Source organism: Gordonia sp. UBA5067 (genome assembly GCF_002414845.1).
Classification (GTDB): Bacteria; Actinomycetota; Actinomycetes; order Mycobacteriales; family Mycobacteriaceae; genus Gordonia; species Gordonia defluvii.
On sequence record NZ_DIAX01000050.1, the window covers coordinates 1 to 13,755 of the forward strand.

Annotated in this window: 13 protein-coding genes and 1 pseudogene; 5 read left to right on the plus strand and 9 right to left on the minus strand. The window is 67.7% G+C overall.

The genetic code is table 11. The features are described 5' to 3' along the window. A pseudogene (locus B4M62_RS08110) lies at nt 1-206 on the minus strand (30S ribosomal protein S12); the annotation flags it as partial. 363 nt (nt 207-569) lie between these two features. Next, a complete protein-coding gene (locus B4M62_RS08115; protein WP_290706515.1) occupies nt 570-1,016 on the minus strand; it encodes a nitroreductase/quinone reductase family protein in 447 nt (148 codons plus the stop codon). A 107-nt stretch (nt 1,017-1,123) separates the two neighbouring features. On the opposite strand from B4M62_RS08115, the gene B4M62_RS08120 reads away from it, so the two are divergent. Beyond that, nucleotides 1,124-1,807, plus strand: coding sequence for a TetR/AcrR family transcriptional regulator (locus B4M62_RS08120; RefSeq protein WP_290706517.1), 684 nt, complete (start codon nt 1,124-1,126; stop codon nt 1,805-1,807). Between the two features lie 77 nt (nt 1,808-1,884). Here the strand turns inward: B4M62_RS08120 and B4M62_RS08125 are convergent, their stop codons facing one another. The 3 genes from B4M62_RS08125 to B4M62_RS08135 form a co-directional block, all read right to left on the minus strand. Then, nucleotides 1,885-2,472, minus strand: coding sequence for a hypothetical protein (locus B4M62_RS08125; protein WP_290706519.1), 588 nt, complete (start codon nt 2,470-2,472; stop codon nt 1,885-1,887). A 102-nt stretch (nt 2,473-2,574) separates the two neighbouring features. Then, nucleotides 2,575-3,456 (minus strand): exodeoxyribonuclease III, encoded by an 882-nt coding sequence (locus tag B4M62_RS08130; protein WP_290706521.1) that lies wholly within the window; start codon nt 3,454-3,456, stop codon nt 2,575-2,577. Between the two features lie 18 nt (nt 3,457-3,474). Beyond that, on the minus strand, nt 3,475-4,191 hold the full coding sequence (locus B4M62_RS08135) for a FadR/GntR family transcriptional regulator (protein ID WP_290706523.1): 717 nt from the start codon (nt 4,189-4,191) through the stop codon (nt 3,475-3,477). 131 nt (nt 4,192-4,322) lie between these two features. Here B4M62_RS08135 and B4M62_RS08140 point away from each other — a divergent pair, with 131 nt between their 5' ends. The 4 genes from B4M62_RS08140 to B4M62_RS08155 all read left to right on the plus strand — a co-directional run bounded on the left by B4M62_RS08140 (nt 4,323) and on the right by B4M62_RS08155 (nt 9,028). Then, entirely contained in the window at nt 4,323-5,516 is a 1,194-nt protein-coding gene (locus B4M62_RS08140) for an MFS transporter (RefSeq protein WP_290706570.1), read from the plus strand. A gap of 111 nt (nt 5,517-5,627) precedes the next feature. Then, nucleotides 5,628-6,104 (plus strand): Fur family transcriptional regulator, encoded by a 477-nt coding sequence (locus tag B4M62_RS08145; RefSeq protein WP_290706525.1) that lies wholly within the window; start codon nt 5,628-5,630, stop codon nt 6,102-6,104. Beyond that, nucleotides 6,101-8,320 carry a catalase/peroxidase HPI gene (gene katG / locus B4M62_RS08150; protein ID WP_290706527.1) on the plus strand — a complete coding sequence of 740 codons (2,220 nt, stop codon included), beginning with the start codon at nt 6,101-6,103 and terminating at the stop codon, nt 8,318-8,320. Before B4M62_RS08145 ends, katG begins: the two co-directional genes overlap by 4 nt. 39 nt (nt 8,321-8,359) lie before the next feature. Then, nucleotides 8,360-9,028, plus strand: coding sequence for a class I SAM-dependent methyltransferase (locus tag B4M62_RS08155; RefSeq protein WP_290706529.1), 669 nt, complete (start codon nt 8,360-8,362; stop codon nt 9,026-9,028). Between the two features lie 98 nt (nt 9,029-9,126). Here B4M62_RS08155 and B4M62_RS08160 read toward each other — a convergent pair whose 3' ends face one another. The 4 genes from B4M62_RS08160 to B4M62_RS08175 are packed head-to-tail and all read right to left on the minus strand — an operon-like array spanning nt 9,127 to nt 13,746. Continuing rightward, nucleotides 9,127-9,726, minus strand: a complete 600-nt coding sequence (locus B4M62_RS08160; protein WP_290706532.1) for a TetR/AcrR family transcriptional regulator — start codon at nt 9,724-9,726, stop codon at nt 9,127-9,129. Then, on the minus strand, nt 9,723-10,526 hold the full coding sequence (locus tag B4M62_RS08165) for an enoyl-CoA hydratase family protein (protein ID WP_290706534.1): 804 nt from the start codon (nt 10,524-10,526) through the stop codon (nt 9,723-9,725). Before B4M62_RS08165 ends, B4M62_RS08160 begins: the two co-directional genes overlap by 4 nt. Before the next feature lie 9 nt (nt 10,527-10,535). Continuing rightward, on the minus strand, nt 10,536-11,693 hold the full coding sequence (locus B4M62_RS08170) for an acyl-CoA dehydrogenase family protein (RefSeq protein WP_290706536.1): 1,158 nt from the start codon (nt 11,691-11,693) through the stop codon (nt 10,536-10,538). A 10-nt stretch (nt 11,694-11,703) separates the two neighbouring features. Then, entirely contained in the window at nt 11,704-13,746 is a 2,043-nt protein-coding gene (locus tag B4M62_RS08175) for an acetyl/propionyl/methylcrotonyl-CoA carboxylase subunit alpha (protein ID WP_290706538.1), read from the minus strand. Nucleotides 13,747-13,755 lie beyond the last annotated feature (9 nt).

Here is a 13,755-nt window from a genome sequence, read left to right on the forward strand (position 1 = left end):
CCGGGGATGTAGGCGGTGACCTCGATGCCACTGGTCAAGCGCACACGCGCGACCTTGCGAAGCGCCGAGTTCGGCTTCTTAGGGGTGGTGGTGTACACACGCGTGCACACGCCGCGACGCTGCGGGCTGCCCTTCAAGGCCGCGGTCTTCTTGACGGAGACCTTGTCTTTGCGGCCCTTGCGGACCAGCTGGTTAATAGTTGGCACTGAATTCCTTCATTCGTTGTTTGCCACGTGAAGCCGACTCTCGCCGGTCCGCGTGTGTGCTGCGGTTGGTGCTCCGGGCAGATGATCACTGTCGCCACTGACGACCGTGATTCACCTCCACAACTCGCCCCACCAGCACGTTTGTACTGGTCAGTACATTGATCGCCACCCCGGGGTCGGGCGTGTCTCACGCCTGATCCCGGGCTCGCCAGTCAGCCTGATCCGCCCTCCGGCAAACCCCGGGGCGCAACCCCGCGAGCTTCAACCGTCGACACGCATGCAGACCGGCCCAGCTGTCGCCAGGCACCGCCCAAGTACTTTACCGACCGCGATTGATCGGGTCAAAACCAATTCCGGCACGACTCAGCTGACCACGAAGACGGGGATCAGGTGGGCCACCGCCGCCAGCTCGTCGATGCCGGCCCCGGCGGTAACACCGCCGGGCAGGAAGCGACCCACTTCCCAGCCCCACTTTCGAAGATACGCGGCGATGACCGGTGCGCGCTGCGCGTCCGGCACCTCGGTGAGGCCGATTCGCCCCTGGCGACGCCCACGCCCGAGTCGCGCCGACCCCGCGACCCGCGCGTTGCGCACCCAGTCGGTCTCCCCGCGCACTGCGACGAGGTAGACCGAACCGTCGACCGCCAGCGGGTTCACCGGCACCGTGCGCGACTGCCCGCTGGTCCTCCCGACGACGGTGAGCGCTTGCGATCCGGCGATGCCGATCCCCCGCTGTGCGAGCCAGCGCACGACGGTATTGAACGCGCGGTCCATCGACGACGGGGCGATGTAGTGAGTTGAGCCGGTCATGGGGATCTCCCTTCATGGAAACAAGATCAGTGCTCTCGTTGTGAGTGTGCGCCACGCCGCCGCATTAAGCAAGAGCACCGCTCTTGCTTTATGGCATCATCGGGTTCATGGCGAGCACCAAACGCGCGGCAAACCGGGCCGCGATGACCGCGGAGATCGGGCGCCTCGGCCGCGAGCACCTGTCGACCCACGGCGCAGCGCAACTCTCCCTGCGGGCCATCGCCCGCGAGATGGGCATCGCCTCGTCCGCGGTCTATCGCTATGTGCCCAGCCGGGACGACCTGCTGACACTGCTGCTCGTCGAGGCCTACAACGACCTCGCCGCCAGCGTCGAGAAAGCACTGGGAGGCGGTGCCGACCCCCGGGCGGACATCGGGCGGGGGGCGCTCGCAATGCGCTCCTGGGCCGTCGTCGATCCGGCACGCTGGGCACTGCTGTATGGCAGTCCGGTACCGGGCTATGCGGCGCCGGCCGGACAGACCGTCGGTCCGGGCACCCGCGCGGTACGCGCCTTCCTGCAGACCCTCGACGCCGCTCAGCGCGGCGGCCTGCTGCGCGCGGACCTCCCCACCCCCGACGACCCGCTGGTCCCCGAACTGGTGGCGGTGGCCGCCGACTTCGACCTGGAGCTGTCGGACGCCGCCGTTCTCGCCGCGACAGCGTTGTGGGCGACGATCATCGGCGCCATCAGCCTCGAGGTCTTCGGACAGTACGGCTCCGACTCCTTCGGCCGGCCGGAAGTGCTCTTCACCGGCCAAATCGACCTCGTCCTGCGCTCAATCTTCCAGTAGCCGCCGCTCGGATCACAAGCACTCGGACCGGGTCCACGAGGGGACCCGGTCCGAGAAAACCGCTCTATCAGCTCGTACTATGGGGTGTTCCACCACTTCATGGCGGCCCGCCATCCGGCACCGTTGTTGCACGTGGTGTAGCCGATATAGGCGCCAGCGGCGGCTCCGACGCCGAGGCCGATGGGCCAGCCAACAATGGTCAGCAGACCGAGCAGGAACCCGATGAGCGCTCCGCCGCCGATGAAGCCACTCGCGCACGGCCAGTCCTTGTTGAGTTGCGCCATCATGTTGTTCCAGGCCTGGTCCTTGGCCTTGGAAACCTGGTGCCGGTTCTGCGCGACCAGTGGCACCAGCTCTGCCGACTTCTTGTCAGCGGCGACGGACGAGCGCAGCGGAACAGTCTTCCCGTTGCCAGATACCGACAGCGGCACCCGCTCGAGCGTCTTGCCCGCCGAGTTCACCACCAGCAGCGCACCGTCGACCTGCTGAAACACACCATCGCGGAGCTTGACCAGTACCGACTGCGAGTCACCGGTCGCGGAAACCGCGAAGTTCGCGGTGGTGACCGCCGGGGCCGGAGCCGCACCCGCGGTGCCCACCGGCACGACGAGCAAGGCCACCGCGGCACTCGCGATTGCTGTCAACACGTACGTCAGATGTTTCATCTCGAACAACCCCTCTAGTGTCGAAAACTACCGTCCTAACCGTCTTTTCATACCATCATGCTTCCGGCATTGTTGGGAAGGCGCCGCATTGGTCCCACCCTTCTACCGTCGTCCCTGCGGCAACTCCGCAGCCCCTGCCCGCTGCACCGGATTCGACGGCGGCGGCACCATCGGGCCGATGTCGCCATCGGGTGCGACATCGAGATCGACGATGACCGGTGCGTGGTCGCTGGGTTTGCTGCCCTTGCGTGCCCGACGGTCCACGAACGCGGCGGCAACCCGGGGCAGCAGGTCGGCACCGGCCAGGATCACGTCGATCCGCATACCGAGGTCCTTGTGGAACATGCCCGCGCGATAGTCCCAGTAGCTGAACACCCGCTCATCGGGCCAGCGCCGCCGGATGACATCGGTGAGCCCGGCATCGAGAACGGCCGCGAGCGCGGCGCGTTCGGCATCGGTGACATGGGTGTGCCCGGCATAGGCCGCGGGGTCGAACACGTCGTCGTCGGACGGCGCGATATTGATGTCCCCGCAGACCAGGGACGACGAGGCCCCTGCAGCGATCACCGCGGCGCGCAGGGCGGCGAGCCACGACAGCTTGTACCGGTAGTGGCCGGAATCGACCTCTCGGCCGTTCGGGACGTAGAGCGAGTAGACGCGCACCCCGTCGCAGACCGCCGAGACGGCCCGCGCCTCAACCGGGTCGGCCGGGTCGGGATAGCCGGGGGTGGCCGGGAACGCCTTCTGCACATCGGTGAGGCCCACGCGCGAGAGCAGCGCCACCCCGTTCCATCGGCCCTGCCCATGATGGGCCCACGCATAGCCCTGGGCGCGCAAATCCGCGCCCAGGAGCGCGTCGAACCCGGCGTCGTCGAGCTTGGTCTCCTGTAGGCACACCACGTCGGGTTGTCGCTCCTCGAGCCAGGGCAGCAGCCGCGGCACGCGGGCGGCCACCGAGTTCACATTCCACGTTGCAACGCGCATGCCCCAACGCTAATGAAGCTAGCCGGCGAACTCGCGCGCGCAGTCCAGTACCTCGCGGGCCGCCTGCGCCGCGCGCGCGGAGTCGCCGGCGATCACGGCGTCCACCACGGCGGTGTGTTGCGACTCGTACGAGTACGCCGCGCCGACCGGGTAGTCGGCGATCGTCGACCGGAGCGCCGGCAGGAGGAGATCGTAGAACTCGAGGTAGACCTCGTTGTGGCTGGCCACCACGATCGCCCGGTGCAGTTCGGCATCGGCGTCGACGATCGCGTCGCGCTCACCGGCCGACGCCGCCGCCGGCCTGGCCCAGAGTTCGTTGCGGCGGGCCACCGTCTCGCGCAGGATCGCGATGTCCGCGTCGTCACGACGGGCTGCCGCGAGATCGGCCGCGGTCACCTCGAGGGCCCCCCGGAGCTCGATAAGATCTCGTCGGCGCGCGGTGGAGAAGTAGCCGCCGAGCGCGACCTCCTTCTCGTCGAGGGCGAGCACGTAGGTGCCCGACCCCTGCCGACGTTCGAGCACCCCCGCGTGCACCAATGCCCCGACCGCTTCGCGGAGGGTGTTGCGTGAGGCGCCGAGTAGTCCGGCGAGTGCCGGCTCGGTGGGGATCCGCTCCCCCACTGCCCAGTTGCCGGCGGCAATCCGGCTCCGCAGTTCGGCGGTGACCTGTGCGACACGGGTGGACGGTGGGCTGTCTTGCCCACCCTCGAGCTTATTTCGGTTGGGGGCCGCCATGGATTCATCCTATGATTTTGGCGTCAGTGGTTCATTCTACGAATTGGTAACCGACGATGTTAGTCAACGATCCCCGGCCCGCCGCGACATGGCCCGACGTCGCCCCGTCGAAGCGCGCACCCGCGAGGTCGATGCTGTCGGGCCGCGTCATCGTGGTGGTTGCGATCCTGACCTTCGCCGCGTCGCTGCGCACTGCGGTGACCTCGATCGCCCCGCTGCTGTCCCGGATCGCCGAGGAGATCGGCTTCGGCGCGACCACCATCGGGATCGTCGGGATGATGCCGACGGCGACGTTTGCCCTCGCCGGATTCGTCGCACCGGCCCTGAGTCGTCGCGTCGGCCTCGAACAACTCACCTTGGCCGCGGTGGTCGCCACCGGGGTGGGGCTGGTCCTCCGGTCCTTCTCTGCATCGACAGCCGCATTACTCGTTTCCTCCGGCGTGGCCCTGCTGGGCATGGGTATCGGCAACATCGTGATCCCACCCCTGGTCAAGCGCTACTTCAGTGACCGCATCGCACTGATGTCGACTGCCTATATCACCTTCGTCCAGCTCGGCACGGCCGTCCCAGCCGCCCTGGCCATTCCCGTCGCCGACGCGTACGGCTGGCGGATCTCGCTGGGCGCCTGGGCCCTGGTGCCGGCGATGGCCGCCCTACCGTGGGCCGGAATCGTCCTCACCCGCCGGCGCGCCCGCGCCGACCGCCCGGCCACCCCCGGGAGTCGGGTCACCGGCCTGTGGCGCACGCCGCTCGCCTGGGGTATGACCTTCATGTTCGGAATGACCTCGCTGGTCACCTACTCCCTGTTCACCTGGATGCCGACCATGGTCACCGATGCCGGTGGCAGCGAAAGCCTCGGTGGTGCCGTCGTCGCAGTGTTCGCCGCACTCGGGTTCTTCGGCACCCTGGCCGCACCCACGATCTGTGCCCGGTTCGCCAATCCGTTCGGATTCGTCCTGTTTTTCATATCTTGCCTGCTCATCGGGCTCGCCGGAATCGTGTGGGCGCCGACGCACGGAACCTGGGTGTGGGTCGCCCTGCTGGGGATCGGACCGACGACGTTCCCCATGGCGTTGACGCTGATCAACCTGCGGACCCGGACCGACGCGGAGTCGGCCGCACTGTCCGGCTTCGCCCAGGGCGCCGGCTACCTACTCGCGTGCGCCGGACCGCTGCTCGTCGGCGTGCTGCACGAAGCCACCCACGGCTGGACCGTGCCGATGGTCTTCTTGGTCATCACCATCGCCGCACTCATCGCCGGCGCCGCCGTCGCCTGTCGTCCGCTGCCCGTGGTCATCGAGGACCTGCCCGCCTCGGCCGAATAGTTTCGTCGCCCCAGCCCCCCTTCGTGGCCACGACGGCCGCGCCACAGTCCCACCACGACGATTTCCACCGAATCTGTACTCAGTCAAAAAGAAGCGGCGCATACTGAGGGCGTGCCATCGATCGATGAGCTCACCACGGCGCTTCGCTCCGCCGATCTCCGCGTCACGCAGCCGCGCGTGGCGGTGCTCGAAGCCGTCTACGGCAACCCCCACGCCGACACCGACCAGGTATTGACGCAGGTCCGCACCGAATTGCCCACCGTGTCAAAGCAGGCCGTGTACGACATTCTTGCCGCCTTCACCACCGCCGGACTGGTCCGGCGGATCCAGCCCGCCGGCACCTTTGCGCGCTACGAGGCGCGCGTCGGCGACAACCACCACCACGCCGTCTGCCGCACCTGCGGGTCAATCTCCGACGTCGACTGTGCGACCGGCGCGGCGCCCTGCCTCGACGGGCCTCCGCGCGACTTCACCGTCGACGAGGCCGAAGTCATCTATTGGGGTACCTGCGCCCAATGCTCGGCACCGAACCCACCGACTTCACCCGAAGACTCCAGCCACAGCCCCAATCGAAAGGACCTGAAATGACCGAAGACGCCACCCTTGATGACGTCAACGCATCGGATGCGGCCTGTCCGGTGATGCACACCCTGAGCCGCCCCACTGAGGGGTCGGCCAACCAGGAATGGTGGCCCACTCGCCTGAACCTGCGGATATTGGCTTCGCACCAACCCGTGTCCAACCCGATGTCCGGCGACGACTTCGACTACGTCAAGGAATTCGAGTCCCTCGACCTCGACGAGGTGCGCACCGACCTAAAGGCGCTCATGACCGACTCCAAGGAGTGGTGGCCCGCCGACTACGGCAACTACGTGGGATCGATGGTCCGCATGGCCTGGCACGCGGCCGGCACCTACCGGGTCGCCGATGGCCGGGGCGGCGCCGGCCGCGGCCAACAGCGCTTCGCCCCCCTTAACAGCTGGCCCGACAATGTCGGCCTCGACAAGCCCCGCCGCCTGCTGTGGCCGATCAAGAAGAAGTACGGCCGCAAACTGAGCTGGGCCGATTTGATCGTGCTGGCGGGCAACGTCGCGATGGAGAACTGCGGCTTCCAGACCCTCGGCTTCGCGGGCGGTCGCGACGACCAATACGAGGGCGACGACGAGACCTACTGGGGACCGGAGACCACCTGGCTCGGCGACGAGCGCTACACCGGTCAACGCGACCTCGATAACCCGTTGGCCGCCGTTCAGATGGGGCTGATCTATGTCAACCCCGAGGGCCCCAACGGCACCCCCGATCCACTCGCCGCCGCCGTCGACGTTCGCGAGACGTTCAAACGCATGGCGATGAACGACGTCGAGACTGTCGCCCTCATCGCCGGCGGGCACACCTTCGGCAAGGTGCACGGTGCCGGACCGGCCGACCACGTCGGACCCGAGCCCGAGGCCGCCCCGATCGAGCAGATGGGGCTCGGCTGGAAGAGTTCGTTCCGCTCGGGCAAGGGCGCCGACACCATCAATTCGGGCCTGGAGGGCGCCTGGAACAGCACTCCCGTCACCTGGGACAACAACTTCTTCTGGACGCTGTTCGGCTACGAGTGGGAGTTGACCGAGAGCCCTGCCGGCGCCCAGCAGTGGCGCCCGAAGGACGGCGCCGGCGCGACCAGCGTCCCCGACGCCGCCGACCCTGCCACGCGGCACGCGCCGATGATGCTCACGACCGACCTCGCGCTGCGTTTCGACCCCGCCTACGAGAAGATCTCGCGCCACTTTCTGGAGAACCCGCAGGAGTTCGCCCGCGAGTACGCCAAAGCGTGGTTCAAGCTGACCCACCGCGACATGGGGCCCCGCACGCGTTACAAGGGTGCCGAGGTGCCCGATGAGGTCTTCGTCTGGCAAGACCCGGTGCCCGACATCGACTACGTCCTCGTGGGCGAGAAGGAGATCGCCGACCTGCGCAAGCGGGTCGCCGATTCGGGGCTGACGGTGGCACAACTGGTGTCGACCGCATGGGCTGCGGCGTCGACCTACCGCGGCACCGACCGGCGCGGCGGCGTCAACGGTGCACGCATCGCCCTGGAGCCACAGCGCGGCTGGGCGGTCAACGAACCGCAGAAGCTGGCGGAGGTGCTCGGCGTCCTGGAGGGCATTCAGACCGAGTTCAACGACGCCCAAACCGGGGGGGTCCGCATCTCGCTGGCAGATCTGATCGTCCTGGCGGGCGGCTTCGGCGTCGAGCAGGCGGCCCGGGCCGGCGGACACTCGACCACCGTCCCGTTCACCGCTGGTCGCAACGATGCGGCGCAGGAGGACACCGAGATCGAGATGCAGGACGTCCTGGAACCGACGGCAGACGGCTTCCGCAACTACCTCGGCAAGGGCCTCGCACAACCGGGCGAATACCTGCTGGTCGACAAGGCCAACCTGCTCGGGTTGTCGGCGCCGCAGATGGCCGCGCTCGTCGGCGGTCTGCGCGTGATCGGGATCAACCATGGCGAGTCGCCACACGGCGTGCTCACCGAGCGGCCGGGGGCCCTGACGAACGACTTCTTCACCACCATCACCGACATGGACATCAGCTGGGCGCCCAAGCCCGGCGAAGAAGAGGTGTTCATCGGCTCGGTGGGCGGCAAGCCGGTCTGGTCGGGAACCCGGGCGGATTTGGTGTTCGGGTCAAACGCCGAACTGCGGGCGCTGTCCGAGGTCTACGGCGCCGACGACGGCGAGGACAAGCTCGTCGCCGACTTCGTCAAGGCGTGGGTCACGGTAATGGAGAACGACCGCTTCGACCTCCACCACTAGGCACCTGCCGACGCGACCGGGCCGGGTTACCGTGGTGGTGTGAATGCACACCAGCACGGCGATCCGGCCCGTCCCGTCGATCCCCGGGAGCACTGGGAGGGCTTCTACGGCGCCGGGAAGCGACCGTGGACCGGTAAACCCAACACGATCCTGGTCGACGCGATCGGGGACCTCGCCGCCCCGGGCCGCACGGCACTCGATCTGGGTTGCGGATCCGGCGCCGACGCGATCTGGCTGGCGGAACAAGGCTGGACGGTGACTGCCGTCGACATCGCCGAGGCAGCACTGGACATCGGTCGCGATCATGCCCGCGAGGCCGGGCTGACCGGCGGCGCCATCGTCTGGCAACAGGCCGACCTCGACACCGACTTCCCTACCGGCACATGGGATCTTGTCAGCGCGTGCTACCTCCACTCGACGGTGGAGCTAGCCCGGGCCGACATCCTGCACAAGGCTGCCGCAGCCGTCGCGCCCGGTGGGGCGCTACTGATAGTCGGGCATTGGGCGATGCCGGCGTGGCGCTTCGACGGCGACCCGCCCGCCTTTCCCAGTATCGATGATGTGCTCGCCGACCTGGGTGTCGACTCCGTCGGCTCCGAGTGGTCGATCGTTCGCACCGACATCGTCGACGTCCCGATGACCGCCCCCGACGGCAACCCCTCATCACGGACGGACACCCTGGTTCATCTGCGCCGGTCGGTCAGTTGACCCTGCCGACTGTGCCCAGATCCGCGCCGACTGTGCCCAGATCCGCGCCGGGGGTGCCCGCGATCTAGCCGACCGTGCCCAGATCCGGAGCGGGCAGATCAGCGCAACGCGGCCGCGAGCTGCTCAGTCCAGGTTGCGACGACCTGCCGACGGCGGCGCGAGTCGTCCGACAACGTGTCGGCCAACCCGAGGCCTCGCGCCAGGTCAAGGGTCACCTGAGCGAGTCGGTGGGCCTCAGGATGTTCCCCGTCGGGATCGAGGGCGGTCACCGTGAACCGGTGCGCCGCACGAGCCAGCTTCGCCTCAAGCGGGAGGATCACCGCACGCAGACCAGGATCGGATGCGGCAGCCGACCACACTTGTAACGCCGCTTTGAAATCTGTCCCGACGTAGATCGCGACCGCCCGGTCCACGACGGCTGCGACCCGGGCTTCATGATCTACCGGAAACTCCGTCGCCGATGCCGATGCCTCGCTGGTCATTGCGTCGAACATCTGCTCCATCACGGCGGTGATCAGCGCCTCGCGCGTCGGGAAGTGGTGCTGGGCGGCGCCGCGCGACACCCCGGCCGCCTCGGCGACCGCGGCGACCGTGGTCGCCGACCATCCTTGCGCTGCAAGCATTTCCACCGTCACATAGAGGAGTCGGTCCCGCGTGGCACGAGACCGCTCCTGCTGCGGCTGGCGAGCTCGCATCATGGTTCGCTGGTGTCCCAACTCGGCCTGCTCCTCGACAGGAAGGCGGTCATACCCTCGCGCGCCTGCTCGGAGCCGAACAATGCCGCCGACTCGGCCGCCCGTGCCGCCGCATGTTCGTCGAACCCCGCGAGAATCCCCCGGGTAGTCAGCGCTTTCGAGGCCGCCAGGCCCTGCGGCGAAGCCTTGCGGATTCCATCGAGCACCTCGTCGACAATCCTCGACAACTCCTCGCCGCTCGATGCGGCCCGCGTGACCAGCCCACTGCGTTCGGCAGTCGCCGGGTCGAATATCTCTCCGGTGAGGAAGTACCGCCCGGCCGAGCGCGCCGTCATCTTTGGCAGCAGCACGACCGAAATGATCGACGGCGCCAACCCCAGCCGCGCCTCGGTGAGGGCGAACGTGGCCTGCGGCCCGGCCAGCGCCACGTCCGCGGCACCGACGAGCCCAAAGCCGCCCGCGCGGACATGTCCGTCAGCCACGACGATGACCGGTTTCGGCATCGTCAGCATGGTCCGCATCAGTCCGACCATGGCCGACGCCCCTTCGGCGGTCGCCTGTTCCGGGCTCAGGCCCCGCCGCAACGCCTCGCCCAGATCTGCTCCCGCACAAAAGGTTCCGCCTGCGTGGGTCAGTACCACCGCCCGTATCGCAGGGTCGGCAGCGGCGTCCGACAGCGCCGACGACAACTGCGCCACCAACGCCGAGGACAGCGCGTTGCGCGTCGACGGCGAGTTCAGCGTCAGCGTGGCGACCGCCCGAGTCATCTCCGCTCGCACGATGTTATCGGCGTCGACAACCATGGCTCCCCCTCAGTACGACTTCGGCAGCCCGAGGCTGCTGCTGGCCACAAAGTTCAGGATCATCTCGCGGCTGACCGGCGCCACCCGGGCGATGCGCACCAGCGACAGCATCTGCGCCACGCCGTACTCGGTCGTCAACCCGTTTCCGCCCATCGAATGCACGGCGTGGTCGACCAGCTTCACCGCAGCTTCTGCGGCCGCATACTTCGCCATGTTGGCCGCTTCGGCCGCACCCCAGTCATCCCCCGCGTCATAGATGGCGGCCGCCTTCTGCATCATCAGTTTGGCCAGCTCCAACTCAATCTTGCCCGCGGCCAACGGGTGGGCAATCGCCTGGTGCGAGCCAATCGGCGCCTTCCACACAGTCCGCTGGGTGACGTACTCGATGGCCTTGCCAAGAGCGAAGCGTCCCATTCCGATGGCCGACGCGGCGCCCATGATGCGTTCCGGGTTCAAACCGGCGAACAGCTGACTCAACGCGGCTTCCGGGTCGCCGACAAGGGCATCGGCGGGCAGCCGAACGTCGTCGAGGAAGAGTTGGAACTGCTTCTCCGGGTTCTCCAACTCCATCGGGATCTGGGTAAAGCTGAAGCCCGGCGCATCGGTCGGCACAATGAACAGCGCCGGGGCCAGCTTCCCCGTCTTGGCTTCCTCGGTACGGCCGACGATGAGGACGGCCTGCGCCTGGTCGACCCCGGAGATGAACACCTTTTGCCCCGACAGCACCCATTGGTCGCCATCGCGGCGCGCGGTAGTGGTGATGGTGTGCGAGTTGGAGCCGGCGTCGGGCTCGGTGATCCCGAAAGCCATGGTGATCTCGCCGCTGGCCAGGCCGGGCAGCCAGCGCTGCTTCTGCTCATCGGTGCCGAACCGGGCGATCACGTTGCCGCAGATCGCCGGTGACACCACCATCATCAGCAGGCCGGTGCCCGACGCGGCGAGTTCCTCCATGACGATGGACAACTCGTACATTCCGGCCCCACCGCCACCGTATTCCGCTGGCAGGTTGACGCCGATGAACCCCAGCCGGCCCGCCTCGGCCCATAGCTCGTCCGTCTTGCGATTCTCCCGGGCACAGGCACGGAAGTAGTCCGCGCCGTACTTCTTTCCCAGCGCGGCAACAGCGGACCGGAGTTCCTTGTGCTCGTCTGTTTCGATGAAACTCATTGGTACACCTTCATTTCGGGGTTGAGAGCGACACATCGGTGTCGGCCGCGTCCACGGATTCGATGACAGCAAGCACATCGCCAACGGCGAGTTGGCGACCTTCTTCGACCGCAAGCGTGGTCACCACGCCGTCGCTTGGCGCGGCGACGGTGTGCTCCATCTTCATCGCCTCCAGCCACAACAGCGGCTGACCCGCGACAACGCGGTCGCCTTCGCCAACCGCAACGCGGATCACCGAACCCGGCATCGGCGCGAACAAAGATCCGGGCCGCTGAATCGTGGACGGGTCGACGTAGCGCGGCACGACACCCAGCGTCACCGACTGTCCCGGCGAATCAACGAACACCGTGGCGCCGTACCGGCTGACGGTGAATTCGTGTCGAACACCACTGCGCACGAGGGCTACCCGGCCCGGGGTCGAGGCCACCACCACCACGCCGTCATCGTCGGGCAGGCACACCACACCGCCGGGCGCGGCGGCACTCCCCGCCGCGCTGCGGCCAACGCGGTACCGCACGGCGAGTTCTTCGTCGCCGACCGTGAACTTCTTGACCTGATAGCCCGGCCCCACGTTGCGGAACCCCGAGGGAATCGTCGCAAGCACTTGCGCTGCAGCGCGATTCGCCGCGGCGTCGGCGAGCGCGGCGGCAATCACCGCCAGCCGCACGTCATCGTTGCCGGCCAGCGGCGTTGACAGCGCGTCCAGGCCCACCTCCTCGATGAATCCGGTGTCGGTATCCCCGGTGCGAAACTGCGCCGATCGCAGCGTGTTCACCAGCATGTCGCGATTGGTGATGGGCCCGTGCAGCGTCGCATTCGCCAGTGCAGCGGCCAGCGCCGCCGACGCCCGACGGCGGGTGGGAGCCCAGCTGATCACCTTGGCGAGCATCGGGTCGTAATACGTCGACACCTCACTGCCGTCGGCGATTCCGGTGTCGACGCGAATGCGCGACGCGGCGCTGTGATGTTCCCCGATCCGGAACCGGTGCACCGTTCCCGACTGGGGCGCCCAGTCCGCAGCCGGGTTCTCCGCGTACAGCCGGGCCTCGATGGCGTGCCCGGTGGCACGTGGCTGCGCACCCGCGAGTGGCTCGCCCATCGCGACGCGCAGCTGCCATTCGACGAGGTCCAGGCCGGTGGTCTCCTCCGTGACCGGATGCTCCACCTGCAGTCGGGTGTTGGTCTCCAAAAAATAGAAGCGACCGCTCTGATCGGCGAGAAACTCGACGGTGCCCGCCCCCGAATATCCAATAGCGGCAACGGCTTTGCGAGCAGCGTCATAGAGCTGCTCACGCACGCCGGTCTTGCCATCAGCGGTCAGCTTCTCGATGAGGGGTGCCGGCGCCTCCTCGATGACCTTCTGGTGGCGGCGCTGAATGGAGCATTCGCGCTCCCCGACGGCCCAGACTGCCCCGTGCCCGTCTGCCATCACCTGCACCTCGATGTGGTGGCCGCGCTCAATGTAGGGCTCGCAAAACACCGTAGGATCGCCAAATGCCGATTCGGCCTCACGCTTCGCGGCCGCCACGTTCTCCTCGAGCTCGGCCAGATCGCGCACAATGCGCATCCCGCGCCCACCCCCACCGGCCGAGGCCTTGATGAGCAAGGGCAGATCGGCCGCGGTGACCCGCGCCGGATCGAGATCCCCGAGCACCGGTACGCCCGCGGCCGCCATGAGTTCCTTGGCGTTGACCTTGGATCCCATCGCGGTGATCGCGGCCGGCGGCGGGCCGATCCACACCAATCCGGCATCGATGACCGCCTCTGCGAATTCGGCGTTCTCCGAAAGGAACCCGTAGCCAGGGTGGATGGCGTCGGCTCCGGCGGCCCGGGCGGCGTCGATGATCAGTTCGCCGCGCAGATAAGTCTGTGCCGAGGTCGAGCCCGGCAGCTGCACTGCCACGTCGGCCTGCTGCACATGCGGCGCCTGCGCATCCGGGTCGGAGTAGACCGCCACGGTGCCGATACCCATCGCGCGACAGGTTGCAAACACCCGGCACGCGATCTCGCCACGGTTGGCAACAAGGACCGAAGTGATTTCCTGATTCGTCATCGTTTCGCT

What these genes read in the sequence shown, in the direction of transcription:
- B4M62_RS08115 (WP_290706515.1), bottom strand. Translation starts at nt 1,016, where the DNA reads ATGACCGGCTCAACTCACTACATCGCCCCGTCGTCGATGGACCGCGCG.
- B4M62_RS08120 (WP_290706517.1), top strand. Translation starts at nt 1,124, where the DNA reads ATGGCGAGCACCAAACGCGCGGCAAACCGGGCCGCGATGACCGCGGAG.
- B4M62_RS08125 (WP_290706519.1), bottom strand. Translation starts at nt 2,472, where the DNA reads ATGAAACATCTGACGTACGTGTTGACAGCAATCGCGAGTGCCGCGGTG.
- B4M62_RS08130 (WP_290706521.1), bottom strand. Translation starts at nt 3,456, where the DNA reads ATGCGCGTTGCAACGTGGAATGTGAACTCGGTGGCCGCCCGCGTGCCG.
- B4M62_RS08135 (WP_290706523.1), bottom strand. Translation starts at nt 4,191, where the DNA reads ATGGCGGCCCCCAACCGAAATAAGCTCGAGGGTGGGCAAGACAGCCCA.
- B4M62_RS08140 (WP_290706570.1), top strand. Translation starts at nt 4,323, where the DNA reads ATGCTGTCGGGCCGCGTCATCGTGGTGGTTGCGATCCTGACCTTCGCC.
- katG (WP_290706527.1), top strand. Translation starts at nt 6,101, where the DNA reads ATGACCGAAGACGCCACCCTTGATGACGTCAACGCATCGGATGCGGCC.
- B4M62_RS08160 (WP_290706532.1), bottom strand. Translation starts at nt 9,726, where the DNA reads ATGATGCGAGCTCGCCAGCCGCAGCAGGAGCGGTCTCGTGCCACGCGG.
- B4M62_RS08165 (WP_290706534.1), bottom strand. Translation starts at nt 10,526, where the DNA reads ATGGTTGTCGACGCCGATAACATCGTGCGAGCGGAGATGACTCGGGCG.
- B4M62_RS08170 (WP_290706536.1), bottom strand. Translation starts at nt 11,693, where the DNA reads ATGAGTTTCATCGAAACAGACGAGCACAAGGAACTCCGGTCCGCTGTT.
- B4M62_RS08175 (WP_290706538.1), bottom strand. Translation starts at nt 13,746, where the DNA reads ATGACGAATCAGGAAATCACTTCGGTCCTTGTTGCCAACCGTGGCGAG.